Genomic DNA, 21060 nt, shown 5'->3' with positions numbered 1-21060 from the left:
CCCCCCCGCCGGTCCCACCAACGGGTCGCCAGCGGGCTCACCACTGGTCGTGGCCGCTGCCGGGGACTGGGCCTTGCCCTCGAATTCGCGGCGGGCAAACGCCGCCGCGGTCCACACGAATGGCGCTGCAGCCGGGCCGCCGGAGTTCCCGTCGGCCGCCAGCCAGGACGGCAAGGACGGGCCCAAACCCGCCACCGCTGCCGTGGGACGGGCCGCGCGGATCACCGGCGCCGCATCGGCGGGGCCTGCTGCCCTTGTCAGTACCTCGTCAAGTTGGCTCACCGAGTCGGTAGACACCGGCTCAGGGGCGGGTGGCAACGAACTCGGCTCCGGCTGGCGCGTGTTCTCGCGACCCGATCCGGCGACGCCGCTGACTGGTTCGGTCTCGGGGTCTGAGGGATCCTCGGCTCTGGTCGGGCGCTCCGATCGACTGTTGCGTGGGTTCTCGGCCGCCGGGTGTGTCGGCGCCGTGGTGTCCCTGCCCGACGTTGCTGAGCCGGCACCCGTCGACGTCGGGGCTGTCGGCTTCACCCGCGGTCGGGGACGCGAGTCGCGTGCAGATCCGGCGGTAGAACCAGAGGACGCCGCAGAGCTGTCGGACGAACCCGTGCCCGTCGCTCCCGGTGAGCCGTTCGGATCGGCGAAGGCGATCGGCATCGCTGCCACGGCCGACCCGACGCCCAGCGCGACCGCCAACGCACCAACCCGACCCACGTATCGGGCCGGGTTCTTCGGTGCCGTCAGGTTCACTGTGCTCCGGGGGTACTCGATGGGCTGCACCTCGGCCACTGTCCGGCGTGACATGTTGACCGCGGTGCGCTTCACCACAACTGCCTCCAGCAAAGAATTGACGCTGACAACAAAAGATCCGAAGGTCCATTTAACGCATCACCGGCGTGGTCTGCTACGGATCCGAAAGATCATGCTGAGTGAAAGACAAGATGTAAGAATTGCGCGCTTAACGGGGATGACTAGTTGCGAAGAAAAAGACGATACGTCCGGTTCACCGAGAGCTAGCGCAGCATTTGAATTCAATCTGAGGATCATGTGAGACCGGTTTGCGGCGCAGTGTGCATATTTGGCGAACACATCGTTCATTGCCGGAAACGCACAGCGTCCTCCGGAAGCGGATGGGCTCGCTGTTTCTACCGTCGTGACGTGGGCATCAACGCCGACGTGTCGCACCAGTGGGTAACCATGGAGATATGTGCGGACGATTCGCGGTCACCACCGACCCAGCCCTGCTGGCCGAGAAGATCCAGGCCATCGACGAAGCCACCGCGACGGGGAAGAGCCGGGGCGCCAACTACAACGTCGCGCCGACGGCCACCGTGGCCACCGTCGTCAGCCGCCATGACGAGCCCGACGACACCCCCAGCCGCCGGGTCCGGCTGATGCGCTGGGGCCTGGTGCCGCCGTGGGTGAAGCCCACCGCGGAGGGCACCCCGGAGACCAAGGGCCCCATGCTGATCAATGCCCGCGCCGAGAAGGTGACCACCTCACCGGCGTTTCGCGCCTCGGCGAAGAGCAAGCGCTGCCTGGTGCCGATGGACGGCTACTACGAATGGAAGCCCAACCCGGACACCCCGGCCGGCAAGAAGGCCCGCAAGACGCCGTACTTCATGTACCGCGCCGACGGCGAGCCGCTGTTCATGGCGGGACTGTGGTCGGTGTGGCGGCCGGAGAAGGACGCCAGCCCACTGCTCACCTGCACGATCATCACCACCGACGCCGTCGGCCAGCTCGCCGAGATCCACGACCGGATGCCACTGGTGGTCGAGGAGCGCGACTGGGACCGCTGGCTGGATCCCGACGAACCCGCCGCGGCCGATCTGCTGGCCACCCCGCCCGATATCGGCGGGATCGCCGTGCGGGAGGTCTCGACCCTGGTGAACAGCGTCCGCAACAACGGCCCGGAGCTCATCGCGCCGGCCGAGCCAGACAACCAACCGGTTGGCCTGTTCTAGTCAGCCCAGGCCAGCTACGCTCACAGGCGAAATCCGCCCAGCGAGAGGAGCGGCCATGACCGCGGTCGAACCCAAGTCCGATCAGGCCACCATCACCGTCCACAACCCGGCCGACGGCCGCGTCGTCGGCAGCGTCCCGATCGATGCCCCCGACACCGTGGCCGCCAAGGCCCGCGAGCTGCGGCTATTCCAGCCGGAGTGGGAAGAGATCGGCCCCCGCGGTCGCAAGGTCTGGCTGAGCAAGTGGCAGGACTGGATCCTCGACAACGCCGACCACCTCACCGAGGTGCTGATGTCGGAGAGCGGCAAGTCCCGCACCGACGCCAGCCTGGAGGCCGTCGCCATGGCCGATGCCATCAAGTACTGGGCGGGCAACGCCGAGGAGTTCCTGGCCGACCGGCACCCCAAGGCGCACAGCCCGCTGTTCAAGGTCAAGAAGCTCACCACGGTGTTCCGGCCCTACCCGGTGGTCGGCATGATCGAGCCGTGGAACTTCCCGATCGCCATGCTGGCGCTCGATCTGGTGCCCGCGCTCGCCGCCGGTGCCGCCGTTCTGCTCAAGCCCTCTGAGGTGACGCCGCTGTCGGCCGTTGAGCTGGCCCGCGGCTGGAACGAGGTCGGCGCGCCGCCGGTCCTCACCCTGGCCACCGGCTACGGCGATACCGGCGCGTCGGTGATCGCCAACTCCGATTACGTGCACTTCACCGGCTCCACCGCGACCGGCCGCAAGGTCGCGGTGGCCTGCGCCGAGCGCCTCATCCCGTTCAGCCTGGAACTCGGCGGCAAGGACCCGGCCATCGTGCTGGCCGACGCCGACATCGACCGGGCGGCCAACGGCATCGCCTGGGGCGGGATGTTCAACTCCGGTCAGGTCTGCATCTCGGTGGAGCGGGTGTTCGTCGAGGCCCCGGTCTACAACGAGTTCGTCACCAAGCTCACCGAGAAGGTGCGCTCCATCCAGCAGGGGCAGGAACAGTCCGGTTTCCAGTACGACACCGGCGCGATGGCCACCCCGGCCCAGCGCGACATCGTCGAGCGCCATGTCAACGAGGCCGTCGCCGCCGGGGCGAAGGTGCTCACCGGTGGCAAGCCCACCGGTGTGGGCACCTTCTTCCAGCCGACGGTGCTGGCCGACGTCGACCCGAAGATGACCTGCATCGCCGAGGAGACCTTCGGTCCGACGCTGCCGGTGATCAAGGTGGCCGACGAGGAGGAGGCCATCCGGCTGGCCAACGACTCGGTCTACGGTCTGTCGGCCAGCGTCTGGACCGGCAGCAACGAGCGCGGCGAAAAGGTGGCGCGCCGCCTGGAGGTCGGTGCGGTCAACATCAACGACGCGCTGGCCAACGTGTTCTGCCCCGGCCTGCCGATGGGCGGCTGGAAGGAATCCGGCATCGGCTACCGCGGTGGCGGCGCCGCCGGCCTCATCAAGTTCTGCCGCCAGCAGGCGATCACCGAGCCGCGGCTGCCCACTCAGAAGTCCGAGATGATGTGGTACTCGTCGCCGAAGAAGCAGAACCGCTTCGCTCTGCTGGCGATGCGTGCCTTCGCCGGAAACGGCAAGCGCCGCTTCGGTTTAGGCAAGAAGGGCTAACCGGAGTATCCCGGGGGGTTGGGGGTGTCGACCCACAGGTCGACCCCCAACTCCGAACCCGGAATGCAGTCGTAGACCGACAGATCGGTGACACCGGCGTCGAGGAGCACGTCCTCGCAGAGCAGGGTGTTGCCGGTGAACTCGCGGGCCGGCTTGCTCAGCACGGCGTAGGCGGCGTCGGCGTACACCTCGGGCTTGCGTGAGCGGGCCATCGCCTCGTCGCCGCCGAGCAGGTTCTGCACCGCTGCGGTGGCCACCATGGTGCGCGGCCACAGCGTGTTCGACGCGATCCCCGCGGCGCGCATCTCCTCGGCAATGCCCAACGCGCACAACGTCATTCCGAACTTCGCGATCATGTAGGCGGTCGGCTTGAGCCACTGCGGCTCCAGCCGGATCGGCGGCGAGAGCGTCAGGATGTGCGGGTTCTCCCGGCCCTTCATGTGCGGGATACAGGCCTGCGACACCGCGTACGTGCCGCGGATCTGGATGCCGTTCATCAGGTCGAACCGCTTGAGCGGAACCTCCTCGATGGAGCCCAGATTGATCGCCGAGGCGTTGTTGACGCAGATGTCGATGCCGCCGAACTGCTCGACGGCCTGGGCCACCGCCGCGTCCACCGAGTCACCGTCGCGCACATCGCCGACGATCGGCAGGGCCTGCCCGCCGACCTCTTCGATCTCCTTGGCCGCGGTGTAGATGGTGCCCGGCAGCTTCGGGTGCGGCTCGGTGGTCTTGGCCACCAGCGCGATGTTGGCGCCGTCGGCCGCGACGCGTTTGGCGATCGCCAGGCCGATGCCGCGGCTGGCTCCGGAGATGAACATGGTCTTGCCGGCGAAGGTCATGGACCTCACCCTAGGGCGCGGATATCGGCTGTCACAGCCTGGGTGACGCGAACCAGATTTTCCGGTGCCAGCGCTACGTCCCAACCCCGTTTCCCGGCACTGCACGCCACCCGGTCGAAGGTCAGTGCGGAGCTGTCGACCACGGTCGGCAGCCGTTTGCGCTGCCCCAGTGGGGAGATGCCGCCCAGGACGTATCCGGTGGATCGCTCGGCCGCCGCACGCTCGGCCATCGTGGCCTTGGGCAGCCCCAACGCGGCGGCCGCGGCCTTCAGTGACAGCTTCCAGGGCACCGGTAACACGGCCACCGCGAGCCCGGTCGGACCGGCGATGACCAGCGTCTTGAAGATCTGCTCGGGCTCCAGGCCGGTGCCGGCCAGTGCCGCCACCGCCTCGTCGCCGAACGACTCCGAGCGCGGGTCGTGGTGATAGCGCAGCACCTCGTGATCGACGCCGGCCTTGATCAACGCCGCGATCGCCGGGGTTGCCGCACCTGCCACGCCGGTCAGCGTAGGCGGGGAATTACCGGGGCCGCCAATCCCGTTATGGGGTGTGGCTGGACGCGGTGAAGCAGGCCGCGAGAGAAAATTTGTTGGCCACGGTTCTAGGATTGGAAGGTGAGAGGCCGGTGTCGGCTGCCATGACCCTGGTTCGCGACGAGCTCACGCTGTCGTATCTCATCCGTCCGATACCGCTGCCGGAGCTCCGAGAGGGCGCCGCGGCAGAAGGGACCACGTCATTCACGATGACTGACATCGACGGCACCGACGGTTCCGGCCCCGCCGATACCGCCGTGCACGAATCCGACGGGGAGTTGCTGACGCGCTTCGAGCGCGACGCGATCCCGTTGATGGACCAGCTCTACGGCGGCGCCCTGCGGATGACCCGCAACCCCGCCGACGCCGAGGACCTGGTGCAGGAAACCATGGTCAAGGCCTTCGGCGCGTTCCGGTCGTTCCGCGAGGGCACCAACCTCAAGGCATGGCTCTACCGGATCATGACCAACACCTACATCAACAGCTACCGCAAGAAGCAGCGGCAGCCGGCTGAGTATCCGACCGACGAGATCACCGACTGGCAGCTGGCGGCCAACGCCGAGCACACCTCGACGGGTCTGCGATCGGCCGAGGTGGAAGCTTTGGAGTCATTGCCGGACTCCGAGATCAAGGAAGCGCTGCAGGCGTTGCCGGAGGAATTCCGGATGGCGGTGTACTACGCCGACGTCGAAGGCTTTCCGTACAAGGAGATCGCCGAGATCATGGACACCCCGATCGGGACGGTGATGTCCCGTCTGCACCGCGGGAGGCGCCAGTTGCGCACCCTGCTCGCCGATGTGGCCAAGGACCGCGGGTTCGTCCGCGGCGATGCCGCCGAGGAGGTGACGTCATGAGCGAAGAATGGCGCCCGCCGATCGGGCCGATCGACCCCGACCATCCCGAATGCGCCGCGGTGATCGCCGAGGTATGGACCCTGCTTGACGGTGAGTGCACCGCCGAGACCCGCGAACGCCTGCGCCACCATCTCGAGGAGTGCCCGACCTGCTTGCGGCACTACGGGGTGGAGGAGCGGATCAAGCAGCTGATCGCCAGCAAGTGCAGTGGTGAGAAGGCCCCGCGGCATCTGTTCGAGCGGGTTCGTCTGGAGATTCGGCGGACCACGATCATCACCCGCGAAGAGTCCTGAAACAGAAAAGTGCCCGGCAGATTGCCGGGCACTTTCGTCAGCTGTTGGGCCGCTTGCCGTGATTGGCTTTGCTGTGCTTGCGGTCCCGCTTCTTACGGCCACGCTTGGCCATGGTGTACCTCCAGTGGTTGATCGTTACCTCTAGTGTCTCACGGCGCCATCGCACCGCTGACCACCCGGTCGTGTGGTTCGATAGGACAGCATTTCAATGGAGCGGTTTGCAGAGTGAGGGTGGAGATGGCCGAGGATGTTCGCGCCGAAATCGTGGCCAGCGTGCTCGAGGTCGTGGTCAGCAAGGGTGACCAGATCGGCGCGGGCGACACCCTGGTGCTCCTGGAGTCGATGAAGATGGAGATCCCGGTGCTCGCCGAGGTGGCAGGCACCGTGACCGAGGTCAACGTGTCGGTGGGCGATGTCATCCAGGCCGGCGACCTCATTGCCGTGATCGACTAGCCCTCGTGTCGACCCTCGGTGACCTGCTCGCCGAGCACACGGTGCTGCCGGGCAGCGCCGTGGATCACCTGCACGCGGTGGTCGGCGAGTGGCAACTGCTGGCGGACCTCTCGTTCGCCGACTATCTGATGTGGGTGCGCCGCGACGACGGCGCCCTGGTGTGTGTGGCGCAGTGCCGGCCCAACACCGCCCCGACCGTGCTGCTCAAGGACGCGGTGGGCACCGTGGTGGCCGACGCCGACCTGCCGTTCGTCATCGAGGCATTCACCTCCGGGGAGATCGGCCGTGGCGGGGGAGACCCGTCGCTGCGCGAGGCCGGGCTCAACGTCGAGGCGGTACCGGTGCGCTGCAACAACCAGGTGGTGGCGGTGCTGACCCACCAGACCGCGCTGGCCGAACGGCGGACGTCCTCGCCGCTGGAGAAGGCTTATCTGGATTGCGCGGGCAACCTGCTGCACATGCTGTCCGAGGGCACGTTTCCCAATGTCGGTGATCTGGCGATGTCGCGGTCGAGCCCGCGGGTCGGTGACGGGTTCATCCGCCTCGACGTCGACGGCGTGGTGGCCTACGCCAGCCCCAATGCCCTGTCGGCCTATCACCGGATGGGTCTGGCCGCCGAGCTGGAGGGCCACAACCTGGTGGCCATCACCCGCCCGCTGATCTCCGATCCATTCGAGGCGCAGGAACTGGCCGAGCACGTGCGCGACTCGCTCTCCGGCGGCTCGAGCATGCGGATGGAGGTCGACGCCGGCGGTGCGGCCGTGCTGCTGCGGACGCTGCCTTTGGTGGTTCACGGCGCCGCTGCGGGCGCAGCGATGCTCATCCGGGACGTCACCGAGGTCAAGCGCCGCGACCGCGCTCTGCTGTCCAAGGACGCCACGATCCGCGAGATCCACCACCGGGTGAAGAACAACCTGCAGACGGTGGCGGCCCTGCTGCGGCTGCAGGCGCGGCGGACCAACAACGAGGAGGGCCGCGAGGCTCTGATGGAGTCGGTGCGCCGGGTGGCCTCCATCGCCCAGGTGCACGAGGCGCTGTCGATGTCGGTGGACGAGGAGGTCAACCTCGACGAGGTGATCGACCGGATCCTGCCGATCATGAACGACGTGGCCCGGGTCGACGCGCCCATCCGGATCAACCGGGACGGGGCGCTGGGCGTCCTGGACGCCGACCGGGCCACCGCGCTGGTCATGGTGATCACCGAGTTGGTGCAGAACGCCATCGAGCATGCCTTCGACCCGTCGGCCAAGAAGGGCAGCGTGACGATTCGGGCGGAGCGGTCGGCGCGTTGGCTCGACGTCGTGGTGCACGACGACGGCCGCGGCCTGCCGGAGGGATTTTCGCTGGAGAAGTCCGACCGGCTGGGGTTGCAGATCGTGCGGACGCTGGTCTCCGCGGAGCTCGACGGATCGTTGGGAATGCACGATGTTCCCGACGGCGGAACCGATGTGGTGCTGCGTGTGCCGTTAGGCCGCCGATCAGCTGCGCGTGTGCCGCAATAGCAAAGTGTGACGCGCAATACACTCAAATAAAATGACGCGACCCCGGCATTTGCCGGGGTCGCGTCATTTCGCTATTGCGAAGGGTGCGTCAGACTCCGCTGCGGGCCCGGGTGCGAGCGTTGCGGCGCTTGAGCGCACGGCGCTCGTCCTCGCTCATACCACCCCAGACGCCGGCGTCCTGGCCGGAATCCAAAGCCCAGGTCAGGCACTCAGTGGTGACCGGACAACGGTTACAGACGAGCTTCGCGTCAGCGATCTGCGCGAGTGCCGGACCGCTGTTCCCGACCGGGAAGAACAGTTCCGGATCCTCGTCACGGCAGACCGCCTTGTGGCGCCAATCCATTAGTCGCTACTCCTTAACTGTGTGCGCAACAAAGCGCACTCTGTTTACCTTCGGCTGTTAACGCGTGCACACAAATGTTTCTGCGTTGTTGCATCCGATCGTTTCACAGCCGCGGCGGAAGTCAAGAGAACTCAGTTAACACGTGTGCAATCTCACTACAGGGGTGGGTTCCCGTAGCCCTCACCCGGTTGTACTACACTCAACCCACTTGCGCTCTAAATCAGCTCCAGCCTTCGCATCTGCGCTGGTAGCAGGCTTACTTAGCCGGTGGAGCCACCACGCTGAGGGCCTCCGCAACGGCACGGAAAGTCATTTCTGAGCGTAGGCCGAGAAAATCCCCGTCGATCTGACAGGCAACCGGTTCGTCGGCCGTCACCTTCACCCACGCGACGTCGTCGTCGCGGACCAGATGCTTCGCCTTGATCGTGGGCCTCTTGGACAACATCCGTCGCACCAGCATCAGATTTCTCCAGACGTTCATGCTGGTCGTGGCGAAGACGCCCAGGCCGGTCTCGAACGTGGTGTCCGGGTTGGTCCAGACCGGGCGGGTGTTGGCGTACGTCCACGGGCTGGAGTTCGAGATGAACGCGAAGTGCACCCCGCTCACGGGTTCTCGCCCGGGCAGTTCCAGGGTCAGGCGGGCTTCTTTGCGCACGCTGGACAGCACTTCGCGGACCGCGACCCGGATGTAGCGGCCCGCGGTGACCTTGCGCCCCTTGGCGCGCTGGGCCTCCACCGCGGCGACCACGTCACCGTCGACTCCCATCCCGGCGGTGAACACCGCCCAGCGTTCCCCGCAGTCCATCAACCCGATCCGCCGCCAGGGCTCGCCGTTGCGGTGCGCGCTGATCAGGTCGATGAGCTGGTTGGTGGCCTCGATGGGGTCGGCGCTGATGCCCAGGGCGCGGGCGAACACGTTGGCCGAGCCGCCGGGCACCACGGCTACCGCCGGCAGTTTCTGCACCAGAAGGGGCCCCGGCTTGCCGAGCAGGCCGTTGACGATCTCGTTCACCGTGCCGTCGCCGCCGTGCACGATGATCAGGTCGGTGCCGTCATCGCGGGCCGACTCGGCGATCTCGATGGCGTGCCCACGGTGGTCGGTGTGGACCACCCTCAGGTCCACCCGGCTCTCCAGCGCGTGGGCCAGCAGATCGCGGCCGGCGGCGGTCGTCGAGGTGGCGTTCGGGTTCACGATCAGCACGGCGCGCACGAGGCACCAGCCTATCGGCAGTCGGCGTAGCCCTTAGGCTCGTCGTCGTGACCGTTCCCGCCCCCGCAACCGTGCGACAGGCCGCCGTGCTGGTGGCCCTCGAAGGTGCCGTCGCCGTGGTCGGCGCCATCGTGTTCCTGGTCCGCGGCTTGGCCGGCGCCGACCAGCACGTGGTCAGCGGATTCGGCAACGCCGCCTGGTTCGCCCTGGTCGGCGCAGGTGTGCTGACCGGCGCGTGGGCGCTGTGGACCGGGCGGCGCTGGGGCCGCGGGATCGCGGTGTTTGCCCAGCTGCTGCTGCTGCCGGTGACCTGGTACATCGGCGTGGGCTCACATCAGTGGCTCTACGCCATCCCGATCGCGCTGGTCGCGCTGGTCACCTTGGTGCTGCTGTTCAGCCCGTCGACGCTGCAGTGGCTAGGCGCCGTCGACGACCGGTGAGGCCTCCGAGGCCAGTGCCGACAGCTCCGGACCCGACACCCGGTAGGTGATCCACTCCGACATCGGCTTGCCGCCGACGGCGTCGTAGAGCGCGATGGCATTGACATTCCAGTCCAGCACCGCCCAGCTGAGCCGGCTGTAACCGTTATCCACGCACTCGCGGGCCAGGGTGGCCAGCATGGTGCGGGCCAGGCCCCGGCGGCGGAACTTCTCCCGCACGAACAGGTCCTCGAGGTAGACCCCGGCCACCCCGTCCCAGGTGGAGAAGTTGCGGAAACACAGCGCCATCGCCGCCGCCTCGCCGTCGACCTCGGCGATATTGCAGAAGCCGAGCGGATCGTCGCCGAAAAGTGCTGTGGTGATCTGAGATTCGACCACTGTGCATTCATGTGAGGCGCGCTCGAACTCGGCCAGCTCCCGGATCATGCCGACGATGTCGGCCTCGTCGCCCGGCCGGGCCCGGCGGATGTGTGTGGTCATTGCGGTACTCCCAGAGCCGACAGGATCGTTCGGAATTTCGTTGTGGTTTCGGCGACTTCGTCGTCGGGGTCCGATTCGGCGACGATACCGCCGCCGGCCAGGGCGAGCGCCTCGCGGCGATCCGCCGACAGCTGGGCGCCGCGGATCGCCACCACCCACCGGCCGTCGCCGCGGGAGTCGCACCAGCCGACGGCCCCGGCATAGAACCCGCGGTCGCCCTCGAGGTCGGCGATCAGGTCCACGGCGGCCGCGGTGGGCACCCCGCCGACCGCCGGCGTGGGATGCAGGGCCAGCGCCAAATCGATTGCCGTCGTTGAGGTATCGCGTAGCGTTCCCCGGATCGGGGTGGACAGGTGCCACAGCGCGGCGGTCCGGCTGAGCTGAGGTTCATCCGCCACGTCCAGATCGGTGCACAACGGCTGCAGCGCGGCCCGCATGGTGTCGACGACAAGCTGGTGTTCGTGGCGGTTCTTGCCCGAGTCCGCCAATGCCGCGCCGTTGGCCGCGTCGCTGGCGGCGTCGACCGAGCGGGGTGCCGATCCGGCGAACGGCTGGCAGGTCACCTGATCACCGGAGCGGGCCACCAGCAGCTCAGGGCTGGCACCCACCAGTGCGGTCCCGGCGTAGTCGCCGCCGGCGGGCGACAGGTCGGACAGATAGGCGGTGGCCTCCGGATCGTCCTCCACCAGACGGCGCAGGATCGTCCGCTCGTCCAGGGCGCCGTCGGCGACCAGGCGCAGCGCCCGCGCCAAAACGACCTTCTGCAAACCACTTTCGGCGTTGTTGAGGTACTTCAACGCGGTGCGGATCCGCGCCCGGTGCTCCTCGGGCGGGGGCAGCGTGGCATCGATACGCACCGTCGGCAACGACGTCACCGGCCAGGACGGCAGGGCATCGGAGAACGTCACCGTCCGCGGTGCCAGCAGTGCCGCCGCGCCGCGCACATCGAACGGCAGGGCGCCGACCACCAGATCGGCCGATCCGTCGGCCAGCGCTGCCGAGGCGGCGGCGGCACTGGCGTAGCCGGCCTCGATGCCGTCGGCGACGATCGTGCCTGCGGGTCCGCTCAGCACGAACGAGGGGTGATCGGTCACGCGCCGGTGACCGGCTCTCGGTGACTCGTCATCCCCAGCGCGGAAAGCTGCCGCAGCCCGTACTCGAAGCCGCACACCGCCACCGAAGCCGCGCCGAACCCGTATCGCGCGCCCTCCCGCAGCGGTTGTTCGACCCAGCGGGTCACCACCGACCGCGAGAAGTGGCCGTGCCCGACGAACACCACGTCCCGGTCCACCATGTGCTCGAGCGCGTAGGACACCGCCTGGTCGGCCCGCATGCTGACCTGGTCCACGCTCTCACCGCCCGGGCAGCCGTAGGTCCACAGCAGCCAGCCCGGTGTCTCGGTGCGGATCTCGTGGGTGGTCAGGCCTTCGTAGTCGCCGTAGTCCCACTCGGCCAGCAGCGGGGACACCTCGTCGACGGTCAGGCCGGCCAGTTCTGCGGTGGCCAGCGCCCGCTTGCGTGGGCTGCTCACCACCAGCGGATTCTCCAGGCCGAGGTGTTCGAGGGTCAGCGCCGCCAGGGTGGCCTGCTCACGACCGTGGTCGGTGAGGTCCAGGTCGGTGCGGCTGGTGTGCTTGCGGTCCCGCGACCATTCGGTCTCGCCGTGCCGCAACAGGACCAGCCGATGGGTGCCCACGCTCACGTCCACCGATTCTGCCCGATGACCTGGCGAGGCGTGGCAGCCGGGACGCGTCGGCCCGGAACCTGTCAGGATGGTCACGTGACCCGAGTACTGGCGGTGGCCAATCAAAAGGGTGGGGTGGCCAAGACAACCACGGTCGCGTCGTTGGGGGCGGCTTTCGTCGACGCAGGAAAACGTGTGTTGCTCGTCGACCTCGACCCGCAGGGATGTCTGACGTTCTCGCTGGGCACCGATCCGGACAAGCTTCCGGTGTCGGTGCACGAGGTGCTGCTGGGTGACGTCGAGCCCAGTGCGGCCCTCGTCACCACGGCGGAGGGGATGACGCTGCTGCCGGCCAACATCGATCTGGCGGGTGCCGAAGCCATGCTGCTGATGCGGGCAGGCCGCGAGTACGCGCTCAAGCGTGCCCTGGCCAAGCTGGACGATCAGTTCGACGTGGTGATCATCGACTGCCCGCCGTCGCTGGGAGTGCTGACGCTCAACGGCCTCACCGCCGCCGGTGAGGTGATCGTCCCGCTGCAGTGCGAGACGCTTGCGCACCGCGGGGTCGGGCAGTTCCTGCGCACGGTGTCCGACGTCCAGCAGATCACCAATCCGGATCTGAAGCTGCTGGGCGCGCTACCCACGCTGTATGACTCGCGCACCACGCACAGCCGCGACGTCCTGCTCGACGTCGCCGACCGCTACGACCTGCCGGTGCTGGCCCCGCCGATTCCGCGCACGGTGCGCTTCGCCGAGGCCAGTGCGTCCGGGTCGTCGGTGCTGGCGGGCCGAAAGAACAAGGGCGGCAACGCTTATCGTGAGCTGGCGACCGCTCTGCTGAAGCACTGGAAGTCCGGCAAGGCGCTGCCGACCTACGCCCCGGAGATCTAGCTCGGCGGCCCGAACGCCGTCAGTGCCGCGCCGCGCTGCTCGATGAGCTGAGAGCCGGTGACGGTGGGGACCACCGGTCCGCTGCCCGCCGGGTGGCTGATCGGAATCACCCGCTGGTTGGCGCCGCTGGCCGGGTCGTACACCCCGATCCCGGTGGTCAGCGGGATCAGCAGCCGCCCGCCCATCATCGCCGCCGGGCCGACCGGCCGCACCGCCCCGGCCGCGCCGATCGTGTAGCGGTACCCCAGCTTGCCGTCGAAGACCTCCACACCGTCGCCGGTCCACCAGGTGTACATGTCACCGGCCTTCGTCACCGCCTGCGCCGGGTTCGTCATCACCGGCGGATCCTTCATCAGCGTGGAGGACACCTTCGTCCCGGTGTCGTCGTAGACGGCGATCTCCGGTTTGGGGGACGGCAGGTAGACCGCTGTAGTGGTGCCCGAGACGGCAAGCACCCGGGCCTCGGAATCGGTGGCCACACCCGGCAGTGGGATGTTCTTGGTGTCCGGCTCGTCTTCTTCCTTGGCCGGTTTGAGCAGGGTCAGCCGCAGATCCTTCTGATCGCGGCAGGCCTCCAGTACGCCCACCGCCTCATCGCTGGCCGCCGCCGACATCAGCGTGCAGCCGGTGCCGACACCCTGGTTGACCGGCTTGACCCGGGCGTCGATCTCGCCGTAGGACAGCATCCGCACCAGATCCGAGCGCCACATCTCCAGCCGGGTGGGCCCGGCGGCCAGGATGGTGCTGCCGCTGGCGCTGAGCACAATCTGCTTGTCCGCGTAGGCCGTTCGGGTTGGTCCGCGCCGGCCGGTACCGCCGTTGATACTGCTGACCTGACCGCAGCCCCGGACGTCGGGGTAGACCGCGACCGCCAGGTCGTAGACGTAGGACACCCCGCACAGATCGCTATCGCGGGCGAACGTCCACCGGGTCGCGCCGGTCTTGGGGTCGTGGCCCGTCACGGTGCGGCCCTCGCCGGTGACCACCGTGCCGTCGACGACGATCGGGCTCAGTGTGCGGGGGCTGGTCGCGGTCCACAGCTGACGCAGCGTGTCGGGGACCGTCCGCGCCGGCACCGGGTTGGGTGCGTCGTCGGATGCCGGCCGGCTGATCGTGGCCCGCGCCGAACTGTTCCACCAGAAGAAGGCGGCGACGACGGCCACGACAAGCGCGATCGCCGCAGCTGCGACGAGATCGCCCTTGGTGCGGCGTTCGGGTCTGACCATCTAGCCGACGATAGCGGCGGTTCAGCCGGCGGTCGGGGTGGCCGCCGACTCGGTGGCCGCGTTGCGCGGACGACGACGCCGCCGGCGCTTGCGGGCCGCCCCGTCACCGGTGGCGGCAGCGGGCTCGGTGGCGTCGCCGTCGGACTGGCCGTCAGCGGCCTTCTCGACGTGACCGGTCGCCGACGTCCCACCGCGGGTGCGGCGGCGCGACCGGTTGCGGCTGGGCCGCTCCCGCTCGGAGTCTGTGGAGCTGATCCGGCTGGCGCCCTTGGGGTCCGGCCGCTTGCGCGCGGCACCGACATTGCCGGTGGCGTCGGCGGGGATGCCGAGTTCCTCGAACAGATGCGGCGAGCTGGAGTAGGTCTCGGCCGGATCGGGGCAGTCGAGCTTGAGGGCCTTGTCGATCATCGACCAGCGCTCGAGTTCGTCCCAGTCCACCAGCGTGATCGCGATACCGGTCTTGCCGGCCCGGCCGGTGCGGCCGATGCGGTGCACGTAGGCCTGCTCGTCCTCGGGGATCTGGTAGTTGATGACGTGCGTGATGTCGTCGATATCGATACCGCGGGCAGCCACATCGGTGGCCACCAGCACGTCGACCTCGCCGGTGCGGAACGCCTTGAGTGCCTTCTCGCGGGCGATCTGGCCCAGGTCACCGTGGACGGCGCCGACCTTGAAACCGCGCTCGGCCAGTTCGTCGGCGACCTTCTGGGCGGTGCGCTTGGTGCGGGTGAAGATCATCGTCGCGCCGCGGCCCTCGGCCTGCAGGATGCGCGCCACCATCTCCACCTTGTCCAGCGCGTGCGCGCGGTAGACGAACTGCTCGGTGGTGTCGTGGGTGGCCGACGACTGCGGCGACTCGGCCCGGATGTGGGTCGGCTGGTTCATGAAGGTGCGGGCCAGCGTGATGATCGGGTCCGGCATGGTGGCCGAGAACAGCATCGACTGCCGGTTGTCCGGGGTCAGCTTCAGGATGCGTTCGATGTCGGGCAGGAAGCCCAGGTCGAGCATCTCGTCGGCCTCGTCGAGCACCAGCACTGACAGCCCACCGAGCTGCAGGTGGCCCTGCTGGGCGAGGTCGAGCAACCGGCCCGGGGTGCCCACGATGACGTCGGCGCCCTTCTGCAGCGACTCGATCTGCGGCTCGTAGGGACGTCCGCCGTAGATGGAGACGACGCTGAACTTGCGGCCGTCAGCGGCTTCGAGGTACTTCGAGGCGCCCTTGAGGTCGTCGAACACCTGCAGACACAGCTCGCGGGTGGGAACCACGACCAGTGCGCGCGGCGTGCCGTTGAGCGGGCGGGTCTCGGCTTCGGCGGTGATCCGGTTGAGCAGCGGGACGCCGAATGCCAGCGTCTTGCCCATGCCGGTGCGGGCCTGGCCGATCAGGTCGTCGCCGGCCAGTGCCATCGGCAGGGTCAGTTCCTGGATGGCGAAAGCGAATTCCTTGCCGTCTTCAGCCAGAGCGCGGACGATTTCGTCACGAACTCCCAGCTCAGCGAAGGTGATCTGGTGATGTGAAAGTGCAGTCATAAGTGTGGCGTTGTGCCTTCCGTTGTCGTTCCTCGTATGTGCTGTCACGCGCGCACGAGTTCTGACAATCGGAATGGATTCGGCGATCTTGACGATGCCGATTCGCCGGGCCCTGCGCTGAGGGAGGCGGGCCCACTGCGTGCACGCACATTTCCTGAACTACGGTTTGTCACCGTCGTCCGCCTACATCATAGCTGGTCGGCGACTTCGGTCAGGGTTTGTGTCCCGGCCGGGACTACAGTGACGGCCATGAATGCCTCGCAGCCCGTCTCGGCGCCACGAGTCCAGGCAGATCATCCCGCCGTCAACGAGCTGTTCGCGTTGCTCGCATACGGCGAGGTGGCGGCGTTCTACCGGCTCACCGAAGAAGCCCGGATGGCCCCGAATCTGCGCGGGCGGATCAACATGGCGAGCATGGCCGCCGCCGAGATGGGCCACTACGAATTGCTGCGCGACGCGCTGGCCGCGCGCGGGGTGGACGTGGTGCCGGCGATGACGCGCTACGCCCCGGCGCTGGAGAACTACCACCGGCTGACCACGCCGAGCACGTGGCTGGAAGCGCTGGTCAAGACCTATGTCGGCGACGCGATGGCGGCCGACTTCTACCTGGAGATCGCCGACGTGCTGCCCGACGAGGTCGCCGGCGTGGTGCGCGCGGTGCTGTCTGAAACCGGTCACTCGCAGTTCGTCGTCAGCGAAGTGCGCGAGGCGGTCACCGCCAGCGGACGGCAGCGCAGCCGGCTGGCGCTGTGGTCGCGCCGGCTGCTGGGGGAGGCCATCACCCAGGCGCAGTACGTGCTGGCCGACCACGACGAACTCGTCGAGTTGGTGCTGTCCGGCCCGGGTGGCCTGGGCCAGGTCGCCGACTTCTTCTCCCGCCTGCAGCAGACCCACGACGACCGGATGCGCCAGCTCGGGCTGGCCTGACCGGTCAGCGGTTGCAGGTCGCCGAGATCGCGTTGTCGGTTTGGGCGGCGACGGTGGCTCCCGTCGCGTCGGTGATCCAGCAGTTCAGCTGACTTCCCCCGCTGCTGGCGGTGACGTAGTTGACCGGCATCACCGGAACCACCGTCAGCTGCCAGGGCAACGCGACGTTCTCCACGGTGCGCAGCGCGCCGGTTTCGTCGGCATAGGTCACCGTCACCGGGTCGTCGGGCCGCTGGTTGCCCGACACCGTGTAGACCACCTGGCGCGGATCGACCATCGGGGCGGCCAGCGCCGCGGCGGCCGGCGTGGTGGGCGGGACCAGGACGGGTGTCTCCGGCGGCAGGCCGTCGACGGTGACGGTGACAGGCGCCGGCGGCGGGGTGGAGGTGCGCGGACCCGAGGTGGCCACCACGGTGCGTTTGGGACTTTCGGTGGAGCTGACGCTGGCAGGGTCGCCGGTCTTGACCACGAACGTCGTCGCCACGGCCGCGACCGCCACACCCATGGCAGTCAGGCTCACCCGCTGCCACAGGGGCACGGGTGCGCGGCGGCCGGTGTCGTTCATCACCGCCAAGGCTAGGGACGCCCAGCGGCGGGCCGGACACGCCGCGCGCAGCTGTTGCCATGCTGTTACCGCAGCTTGATGCCCTATTCGCTATCCGCGAACGCCTGGCCGCGACCGGGGTGGTGGGCGTCCACTAGCCTTCTGGGGTAACGCGAACACGAACGGAAGGGTCCAGCGTGGAGGTCAAGATCGGTGTCTCGGACAGCCCGCGTGAGCTCGTCTTCAGCAGCTCGCAGACGCCCGCGGAGGTCGAGGACCTGGTGACGGCGGCGCTGTCAGGCAAGGGCCCCGACGTGCTGAGCCTGACCGACGACAAGGGCCGTCGCATCATCGTGCACGCTTCGAAGATCACCTATGTCGAGATCGGCGTCGCCGACGTGCGCCGGGTCGGCTTCGGAATCGCTGCAGGTCCCGCGGGCGCTTAGCCCCGGGTCAGCGGCACGTGTGACAGTCCGCCCCAGGCGAAGTACACCGTGCCGTCGACCGCGTCTTCCTTGGAGATCGGCCGTTCGGCGTCCAGCCAGTAGCGGGCGCAGTCGACGCTCATGGCCACCAGGGCGACCGCGATCATCCGCGCCCGGTGCGGATCCAGACCGGAGTCACGGCTGATCAGGTCGAACACCGCATCCGTGCACGCCTCGGTAGCGACCTTGACGTGGGCGGCCACCTGCGGCTCGGTGACGTAGTCGTTCTCGAAGATCAGCCGGTAGCCCTGGCTGTCGTGCTCGATGAAGTCGAAGAACGCCTGGACGGCGGCGCGCAGCCGCTGACGGTTGTCGGTGGTGGTGCGCAGCGCTTGGCGCACCCCAGACACCAGGTTGTCCACGTGCTGCTGCAGGACCGCCAGATACAGCTCGAGCTTGCTCGAAAAGTGTTGGTAGAGAACGGGTTTGCTCACGCCGGCACGGTCGGCTATCTCGTCCATCCCGGCGGCGTGGTAGCCGCGGTCGACGAAGACTTCGCTGGCGGCGGCCAGCAGCTGGCCGCGGCGCTCGTCACGGGGCAGCCGGCTCCCGCGGCGGGCCGGGGTGCCTGCGGGACGGTCGCCACCGGCCGACCGGGCGGGCTTACGCTCGGCGGTGTTGGCGAGATCGCTCATGAGTCCTCAATCTGGTGGTTCGACCGAACGTGCGCTGCTTCGCGCTGCCGGCTCGTCGCACCGACACTACTACTCGGGCCTCGTTACTGGCCCGTAGCCGTCTCGGGGTGGCGAGCACGGGCGCGCCGGAAGTCGGCCGACCACGGGTTGTGCCATCCTGGGTCGGTGACCTACGACCCGGGGCACCGCGGGGACGGTCGTGTACCGGTGCTGCGCAGCGAATGGCGTGAGCCGTTGCGTGCCCAGCGCGACCCGCTCGCCGGCGATTCCGGGCGCTCCCGCTCCAACCGCGATCAGCGCCGTCAGTGGCGTAAACAGACCTGGCTGGGGCGGTTCATCTCCACCTATGGCTGGCGCGCCTATGCGCTGCCGGTGCTCATCGTGGTCACCGGGATCGTGCTCTACCAGACCATCACCGGCACGGCCGCCCCGGCTGTCGAGACCCACGGCACGGTGCAGGGGCCGCCGACCATCGGGTCCAGCGGCACCGCCATCATCGGGGCCCCGCCGCGCGGCCTGACGGCCTTCGACGCCAACCTGCCGACCGGCATCCTGCCCGAGGGCGGTGCGTTCACCGAGGCCGGCGCCAAAACGTGGCACATCGTGCCAGGCACCACCCCGAAGGTGGGGCAGGGCACGGCCAAGACGTTCACCTACACCATCGAGGTGGAGGACGGCGTGGACACCACGTCGTTCGGCGGTGACGAGGGCTTCGCCCGGATGGTCACCGAGACGCTGGCCAATCCGAAGAGCTGGATCCACAATCCGCAGTTCGCGTTCCAGCGCATCGATGCCATCACCCCGGAGGCCAAGCCGGACTTCCGGGTGTCGCTGACCTCGCCGATGACCGTGCGGGAAGGCTGCGGCTACGAGATCCCGCTGGAGTCGTCCTGCTACAACCCGGCCTACGGCCCGGACGCCGAACCGCGGGTGTTCCTCAATGAGGCGCGCTGGGTCCGCGGCGCGGTGCCGTTCCAGGGCGACATCGGCTCCTACCGGCAGTACCTGATCAACCACGAGGTCGGCCACGCCATCGGCTACCGCAACCACGAGCCGTGCGATGAGAACGGCGGGCTGGCGCCGGTGATGATGCAGCAGACGTTCTCCACCTCCGACGACGACGCCTCGAAGTTCGACCCCGAGTACGTCAAGGCCGACGGCAAGACCTGCCGGTTCAACCCCTGGCCGTATCCGATCGCCTGACGACGATGCGGGCGAGGAACGAGCCCGAGGAGGAGTCAGGCCATCAGGTATCGCGTAACTAGTTTCTGCGCGAGCGTGCGCGGCCGTCACGCCGCCGCGGCGTGTCGCCGTACCGACACGCACGCTCGCCGAGGGGGGAAGCATTCCGCCCTGTTTGCCGTTGATTCGACTACCTGCTGAGATGGGCGGGGAACGTTCAACCCGAGGAGTTACCCGGTGTCCTCACCGTTGCCGCCGCTGGTCGAGCCAGCTGCCGAGCTCACCCGTCAGGAAGTGGCCCGCTACAGCCGTCACCTGATCATCCCGGACCTCGGCGTCGTCGGGCAGAAGCGCCTGAAGAACGCCAAGGTGCTGGTGATCGGCGCCGGCGGGCTGGGCTCGCCGACCCTGCTCTACCTGGCCGCCGCCGGGGTGGGCACCATCGGCGTCGTCGAGTTCGACGTCGTCGACGAGTCCAACCTGCAGCGCCAGATCATCCACGGCCAGTCCGATATCGGCCGCTCCAAGGCCGAGAGCGCCCGCGACTCCATCCTGGAGATCAACCCGCTGGTCAACGTCCGGCTGCACGAGCTGCGGCTGGAGCCGGACAACGCCGTCGAGCTGTTCGAGCAGTACGACCTCATCATCGACGGCACCGACAACTTCGCCACCCGCTACCTGGTCAACGACGCCGCGGTGCTGGCCCACAAGCCCTACGTGTGGGGCTCGATTTACCGCTTCGAAGGCCAGGTATCGGTGTTCTGGGAGGACGCCCCCAACGGCCTGGGCCTGAACTACCGCGATCTGTACCCCGAGCCGCCGCCACCGGGCATGGTGCCGTCCTGCGCCGAAGGTGGCGTGCTCGGCATCCTGTGCGCCTCGATCGCGTCGGTGATGGGCACCGAGGCCATCAAGCTGATCACCGGCATCGGCGACCCGCTGCTGGGCCGCCTGATGGTCTACGACGCCCTCGACATGACCTATCGGACCATCAAGATCCGTAAGGATCCCGAGACGCCGAAGATCACCGAGCTCATCGACTACGAGGCGTTCTGCGGCGTGCTCTCCGAGGACGCCGCCGCGGCCGCCCACGATTCGACGGTCACCCCGCAGGAACTGCGCGACCTGCTCGACTCGGACAAGAAGGTGGCGCTGATCGACGTCCGCGAACCCGTGGAGTGGGAGATCAACCACATCCAGGGTGCCGAGCTCATCCCGAAGTCGGCGCTGGAGTCCGGCGAAGGCCTCGCGAAGATCCCGCAGGACCGCATCCCGGTGCTGTACTGCAAGACCGGTATCCGCTCAGCCGAGGCGCTGGCCGCGTTGAAGAAGGCCGGTTTCTCCGACGCGCTGCACCTTCAGGGCGGCATCGTGGCCTGGGCACGGCAACTCGAACCCGACATGGTGATGTACTGACGGCCTGTCGGCGTCGCCACCCTTTAACC

Annotated in this window: 24 protein-coding genes and 1 pseudogene; 12 read left to right on the top strand and 13 right to left on the bottom strand. The window is 68.2% G+C overall.

The annotated features are described in order from the left end of the window. A pseudogene (locus BN3385_RS28455) lies at positions 1-297 on the bottom strand (hypothetical protein); the annotation flags it as partial. A 908-nt stretch (positions 298-1205) separates the two neighbouring features. On the opposite strand from BN3385_RS28455, the gene BN3385_RS27345 reads away from it, so the two are divergent. Together BN3385_RS27345 and BN3385_RS27340 are read left to right on the top strand one after the other, a co-directional pair. Beyond that, positions 1206-1967: an SOS response-associated peptidase gene (locus tag BN3385_RS27345; RefSeq protein ID WP_059021750.1), complete on the top strand. Its 762-nt coding sequence runs from the start codon at positions 1206-1208 to the stop codon at positions 1965-1967. A gap of 55 nt (positions 1968-2022) precedes the next feature. Beyond that, complete coding sequence (locus BN3385_RS27340) at positions 2023-3561, top strand: aldehyde dehydrogenase family protein (protein ID WP_059021748.1); 1539 nt, start codon at positions 2023-2025, stop codon at positions 3559-3561. Here the strand turns inward: BN3385_RS27340 and BN3385_RS27335 are convergent. Both BN3385_RS27335 and BN3385_RS27330 read right to left on the bottom strand, forming a co-directional pair. Beyond that, positions 3558-4403: an SDR family oxidoreductase gene (locus tag BN3385_RS27335; protein WP_082690679.1), complete on the bottom strand. Its 846-nt coding sequence runs from the start codon at positions 4401-4403 to the stop codon at positions 3558-3560. The two genes, BN3385_RS27340 and BN3385_RS27335, sit on opposite strands and share 4 nt — an antisense overlap. 5 nt (positions 4404-4408) lie before the next feature. After that, positions 4409-4900, bottom strand: coding sequence for an aminoacyl-tRNA deacylase (locus tag BN3385_RS27330; protein ID WP_082690678.1), 492 nt, complete (start codon positions 4898-4900; stop codon positions 4409-4411). 245 nt (positions 4901-5145) lie between these two features. Between BN3385_RS27330 and BN3385_RS27325 the strand changes: the two genes are divergently transcribed. Both BN3385_RS27325 and rsrA read left to right on the top strand, forming a co-directional pair. After that, a complete protein-coding gene (locus BN3385_RS27325; RefSeq protein WP_197415339.1) occupies positions 5146-5790 on the top strand; it encodes a sigma-70 family RNA polymerase sigma factor in 645 nt (214 codons plus the stop codon). Continuing rightward, the gene (gene rsrA, locus BN3385_RS27320) at positions 5787-6083 is read left to right on the top strand and encodes a mycothiol system anti-sigma-R factor (protein WP_059021742.1); all 297 of its coding nucleotides are present in this window, start codon (positions 5787-5789) and stop codon (positions 6081-6083) included. Before BN3385_RS27325 ends, rsrA begins: the two co-directional genes overlap by 4 nt. 37 nt (positions 6084-6120) lie before the next feature. Here the strand turns inward: rsrA and BN3385_RS29505 are convergent, their stop codons facing one another. Then, on the bottom strand, positions 6121-6195 hold the full coding sequence (locus BN3385_RS29505) for a 50S ribosomal protein bL37 (RefSeq protein WP_085976515.1): 75 nt from the start codon (positions 6193-6195) through the stop codon (positions 6121-6123). Between the two features lie 125 nt (positions 6196-6320). Between BN3385_RS29505 and BN3385_RS27315 the strand changes: the two genes are divergently transcribed. Both BN3385_RS27315 and BN3385_RS27310 read left to right on the top strand, forming a co-directional pair. Continuing rightward, positions 6321-6536 carry a biotin/lipoyl-binding carrier protein gene (locus BN3385_RS27315; protein WP_059022466.1) on the top strand — a complete coding sequence of 72 codons (216 nt, stop codon included), beginning with the start codon at positions 6321-6323 and terminating at the stop codon, positions 6534-6536. Positions 6537-6541: 5 nt separating this feature from the next. Next, positions 6542-8038, top strand: coding sequence for a sensor histidine kinase (locus BN3385_RS27310; protein ID WP_059021740.1), 1497 nt, complete (start codon positions 6542-6544; stop codon positions 8036-8038). Between the two features lie 88 nt (positions 8039-8126). On the opposite strand, the gene BN3385_RS27305 is transcribed toward BN3385_RS27310, so the two are convergent. Continuing rightward, positions 8127-8381, bottom strand: coding sequence for a WhiB family transcriptional regulator (locus BN3385_RS27305; protein WP_059021738.1), 255 nt, complete (start codon positions 8379-8381; stop codon positions 8127-8129). 256 nt (positions 8382-8637) lie between these two features. Beyond that, positions 8638-9591, bottom strand: coding sequence for a diacylglycerol/lipid kinase family protein (locus tag BN3385_RS27300; RefSeq protein ID WP_059021736.1), 954 nt, complete (start codon positions 9589-9591; stop codon positions 8638-8640). A 47-nt stretch (positions 9592-9638) separates the two neighbouring features. Between BN3385_RS27300 and BN3385_RS27295 the strand changes: the two genes are divergently transcribed. Continuing rightward, entirely contained in the window at positions 9639-10031 is a 393-nt protein-coding gene (locus BN3385_RS27295; protein ID WP_059021734.1) for a hypothetical protein, read from the top strand. Here the strand turns inward: BN3385_RS27295 and BN3385_RS27290 are convergent. The 3 genes from BN3385_RS27290 to BN3385_RS27280 are packed head-to-tail and all read right to left on the bottom strand — an operon-like array spanning position 10008 to position 12213. Next, complete coding sequence (locus BN3385_RS27290) at positions 10008-10511, bottom strand: GNAT family N-acetyltransferase (protein WP_059021732.1); 504 nt, start codon at positions 10509-10511, stop codon at positions 10008-10010. The two genes, BN3385_RS27295 and BN3385_RS27290, sit on opposite strands and share 24 nt — an antisense overlap. Next, complete coding sequence (locus BN3385_RS27285; protein ID WP_059021730.1) at positions 10508-11605, bottom strand: isochorismate synthase; 1098 nt, start codon at positions 11603-11605, stop codon at positions 10508-10510. Before BN3385_RS27285 ends, BN3385_RS27290 begins: the two co-directional genes overlap by 4 nt. Continuing rightward, a complete protein-coding gene (locus BN3385_RS27280; protein ID WP_059021728.1) occupies positions 11602-12213 on the bottom strand; it encodes an acid phosphatase in 612 nt (203 codons plus the stop codon). The genes BN3385_RS27285 and BN3385_RS27280 overlap by 4 nt, the downstream gene beginning before the upstream one ends. A gap of 78 nt (positions 12214-12291) precedes the next feature. Between BN3385_RS27280 and BN3385_RS27275 the strand changes: the two genes are divergently transcribed. Beyond that, positions 12292-13086 (top strand): ParA family protein, encoded by a 795-nt coding sequence (locus tag BN3385_RS27275; protein WP_082690677.1) that lies wholly within the window; start codon positions 12292-12294, stop codon positions 13084-13086. Here BN3385_RS27275 and BN3385_RS27270 read toward each other — a convergent pair. Together BN3385_RS27270 and BN3385_RS27265 are read right to left on the bottom strand one after the other, a co-directional pair. Beyond that, positions 13083-14312: an Rv3212 family protein gene (locus BN3385_RS27270; RefSeq protein WP_059021726.1), complete on the bottom strand. Its 1230-nt coding sequence runs from the start codon at positions 14310-14312 to the stop codon at positions 13083-13085. The two genes, BN3385_RS27275 and BN3385_RS27270, sit on opposite strands and share 4 nt — an antisense overlap. A 21-nt stretch (positions 14313-14333) precedes the next feature. Continuing rightward, a complete protein-coding gene (locus tag BN3385_RS27265) occupies positions 14334-15842 on the bottom strand; it encodes a DEAD/DEAH box helicase (protein ID WP_059021724.1) in 1509 nt (502 codons plus the stop codon). A gap of 249 nt (positions 15843-16091) precedes the next feature. Between BN3385_RS27265 and BN3385_RS27260 the strand changes: the two genes are divergently transcribed. After that, on the top strand, positions 16092-16769 hold the full coding sequence (locus tag BN3385_RS27260; protein WP_059021722.1) for a ferritin-like fold-containing protein: 678 nt from the start codon (positions 16092-16094) through the stop codon (positions 16767-16769). Positions 16770-16773: 4 nt separating this feature from the next. On the opposite strand, the gene BN3385_RS27255 is transcribed toward BN3385_RS27260, so the two are convergent. After that, the gene (locus BN3385_RS27255; protein WP_059021720.1) at positions 16774-17334 is read right to left on the bottom strand and encodes an MmpS family transport accessory protein; all 561 of its coding nucleotides are present in this window, start codon (positions 17332-17334) and stop codon (positions 16774-16776) included. Positions 17335-17510: 176 nt separating this feature from the next. Here BN3385_RS27255 and BN3385_RS27250 point away from each other — a divergent pair, with 176 nt between their 5' ends. Beyond that, positions 17511-17759 carry a DUF3107 domain-containing protein gene (locus BN3385_RS27250; protein ID WP_059021718.1) on the top strand — a complete coding sequence of 83 codons (249 nt, stop codon included), beginning with the start codon at positions 17511-17513 and terminating at the stop codon, positions 17757-17759. Here BN3385_RS27250 and fasR read toward each other — a convergent pair. Then, positions 17756-18433 carry an HTH-type transcriptional activator FasR gene (gene fasR, locus BN3385_RS27245; protein WP_059021716.1) on the bottom strand — a complete coding sequence of 226 codons (678 nt, stop codon included), beginning with the start codon at positions 18431-18433 and terminating at the stop codon, positions 17756-17758. The two genes, BN3385_RS27250 and fasR, sit on opposite strands and share 4 nt — an antisense overlap. A gap of 165 nt (positions 18434-18598) precedes the next feature. On the opposite strand from fasR, the gene BN3385_RS27240 reads away from it, so the two are divergent. Both BN3385_RS27240 and moeZ read left to right on the top strand, forming a co-directional pair. After that, complete coding sequence (locus BN3385_RS27240; protein ID WP_059021714.1) at positions 18599-19636, top strand: DUF3152 domain-containing protein; 1038 nt, start codon at positions 18599-18601, stop codon at positions 19634-19636. A gap of 216 nt (positions 19637-19852) precedes the next feature. Then, positions 19853-21031 carry an adenylyltransferase/sulfurtransferase MoeZ gene (gene moeZ, locus BN3385_RS27235; RefSeq protein ID WP_059021712.1) on the top strand — a complete coding sequence of 393 codons (1179 nt, stop codon included), beginning with the start codon at positions 19853-19855 and terminating at the stop codon, positions 21029-21031. Positions 21032-21060: the final 29 nt, after the last annotated feature.

The organism is Mycobacterium sp. M26, assembly GCF_001494595.1.
Taxonomy (GTDB): Bacteria; Actinomycetota; Actinomycetes; order Mycobacteriales; family Mycobacteriaceae; genus Mycobacterium.
Note: the sequence above shows the minus strand (reverse complement) of the source record. Positions and strands in the feature narration are given on the sequence as shown.

What these genes read in the sequence shown, in the direction of transcription:
- rsrA (WP_059021742.1), top strand. Translation starts at nt 5,787, where the DNA reads ATGAGCGAAGAATGGCGCCCGCCGATCGGGCCGATCGACCCCGACCAT.
- BN3385_RS27255 (WP_059021720.1), bottom strand. Translation starts at nt 17,334, where the DNA reads ATGAACGACACCGGCCGCCGCGCACCCGTGCCCCTGTGGCAGCGGGTG.
- BN3385_RS27325 (WP_197415339.1), top strand. Translation starts at nt 5,146, where the DNA reads ATGACTGACATCGACGGCACCGACGGTTCCGGCCCCGCCGATACCGCC.
- BN3385_RS27270 (WP_059021726.1), bottom strand. Translation starts at nt 14,312, where the DNA reads ATGGTCAGACCCGAACGCCGCACCAAGGGCGATCTCGTCGCAGCTGCG.
- BN3385_RS27260 (WP_059021722.1), top strand. Translation starts at nt 16,092, where the DNA reads ATGAATGCCTCGCAGCCCGTCTCGGCGCCACGAGTCCAGGCAGATCAT.
- BN3385_RS27315 (WP_059022466.1), top strand. Translation starts at nt 6,321, where the DNA reads ATGGCCGAGGATGTTCGCGCCGAAATCGTGGCCAGCGTGCTCGAGGTC.
- BN3385_RS27345 (WP_059021750.1), top strand. Translation starts at nt 1,206, where the DNA reads ATGTGCGGACGATTCGCGGTCACCACCGACCCAGCCCTGCTGGCCGAG.
- BN3385_RS27290 (WP_059021732.1), bottom strand. Translation starts at nt 10,511, where the DNA reads ATGACCACACACATCCGCCGGGCCCGGCCGGGCGACGAGGCCGACATC.
- BN3385_RS27265 (WP_059021724.1), bottom strand. Translation starts at nt 15,842, where the DNA reads ATGACTGCACTTTCACATCACCAGATCACCTTCGCTGAGCTGGGAGTT.
- fasR (WP_059021716.1), bottom strand. Translation starts at nt 18,433, where the DNA reads ATGAGCGATCTCGCCAACACCGCCGAGCGTAAGCCCGCCCGGTCGGCC.
- BN3385_RS27305 (WP_059021738.1), bottom strand. Translation starts at nt 8,381, where the DNA reads ATGGATTGGCGCCACAAGGCGGTCTGCCGTGACGAGGATCCGGAACTG.
- BN3385_RS27335 (WP_082690679.1), bottom strand. Translation starts at nt 4,403, where the DNA reads ATGACCTTCGCCGGCAAGACCATGTTCATCTCCGGAGCCAGCCGCGGC.
- BN3385_RS27340 (WP_059021748.1), top strand. Translation starts at nt 2,023, where the DNA reads ATGACCGCGGTCGAACCCAAGTCCGATCAGGCCACCATCACCGTCCAC.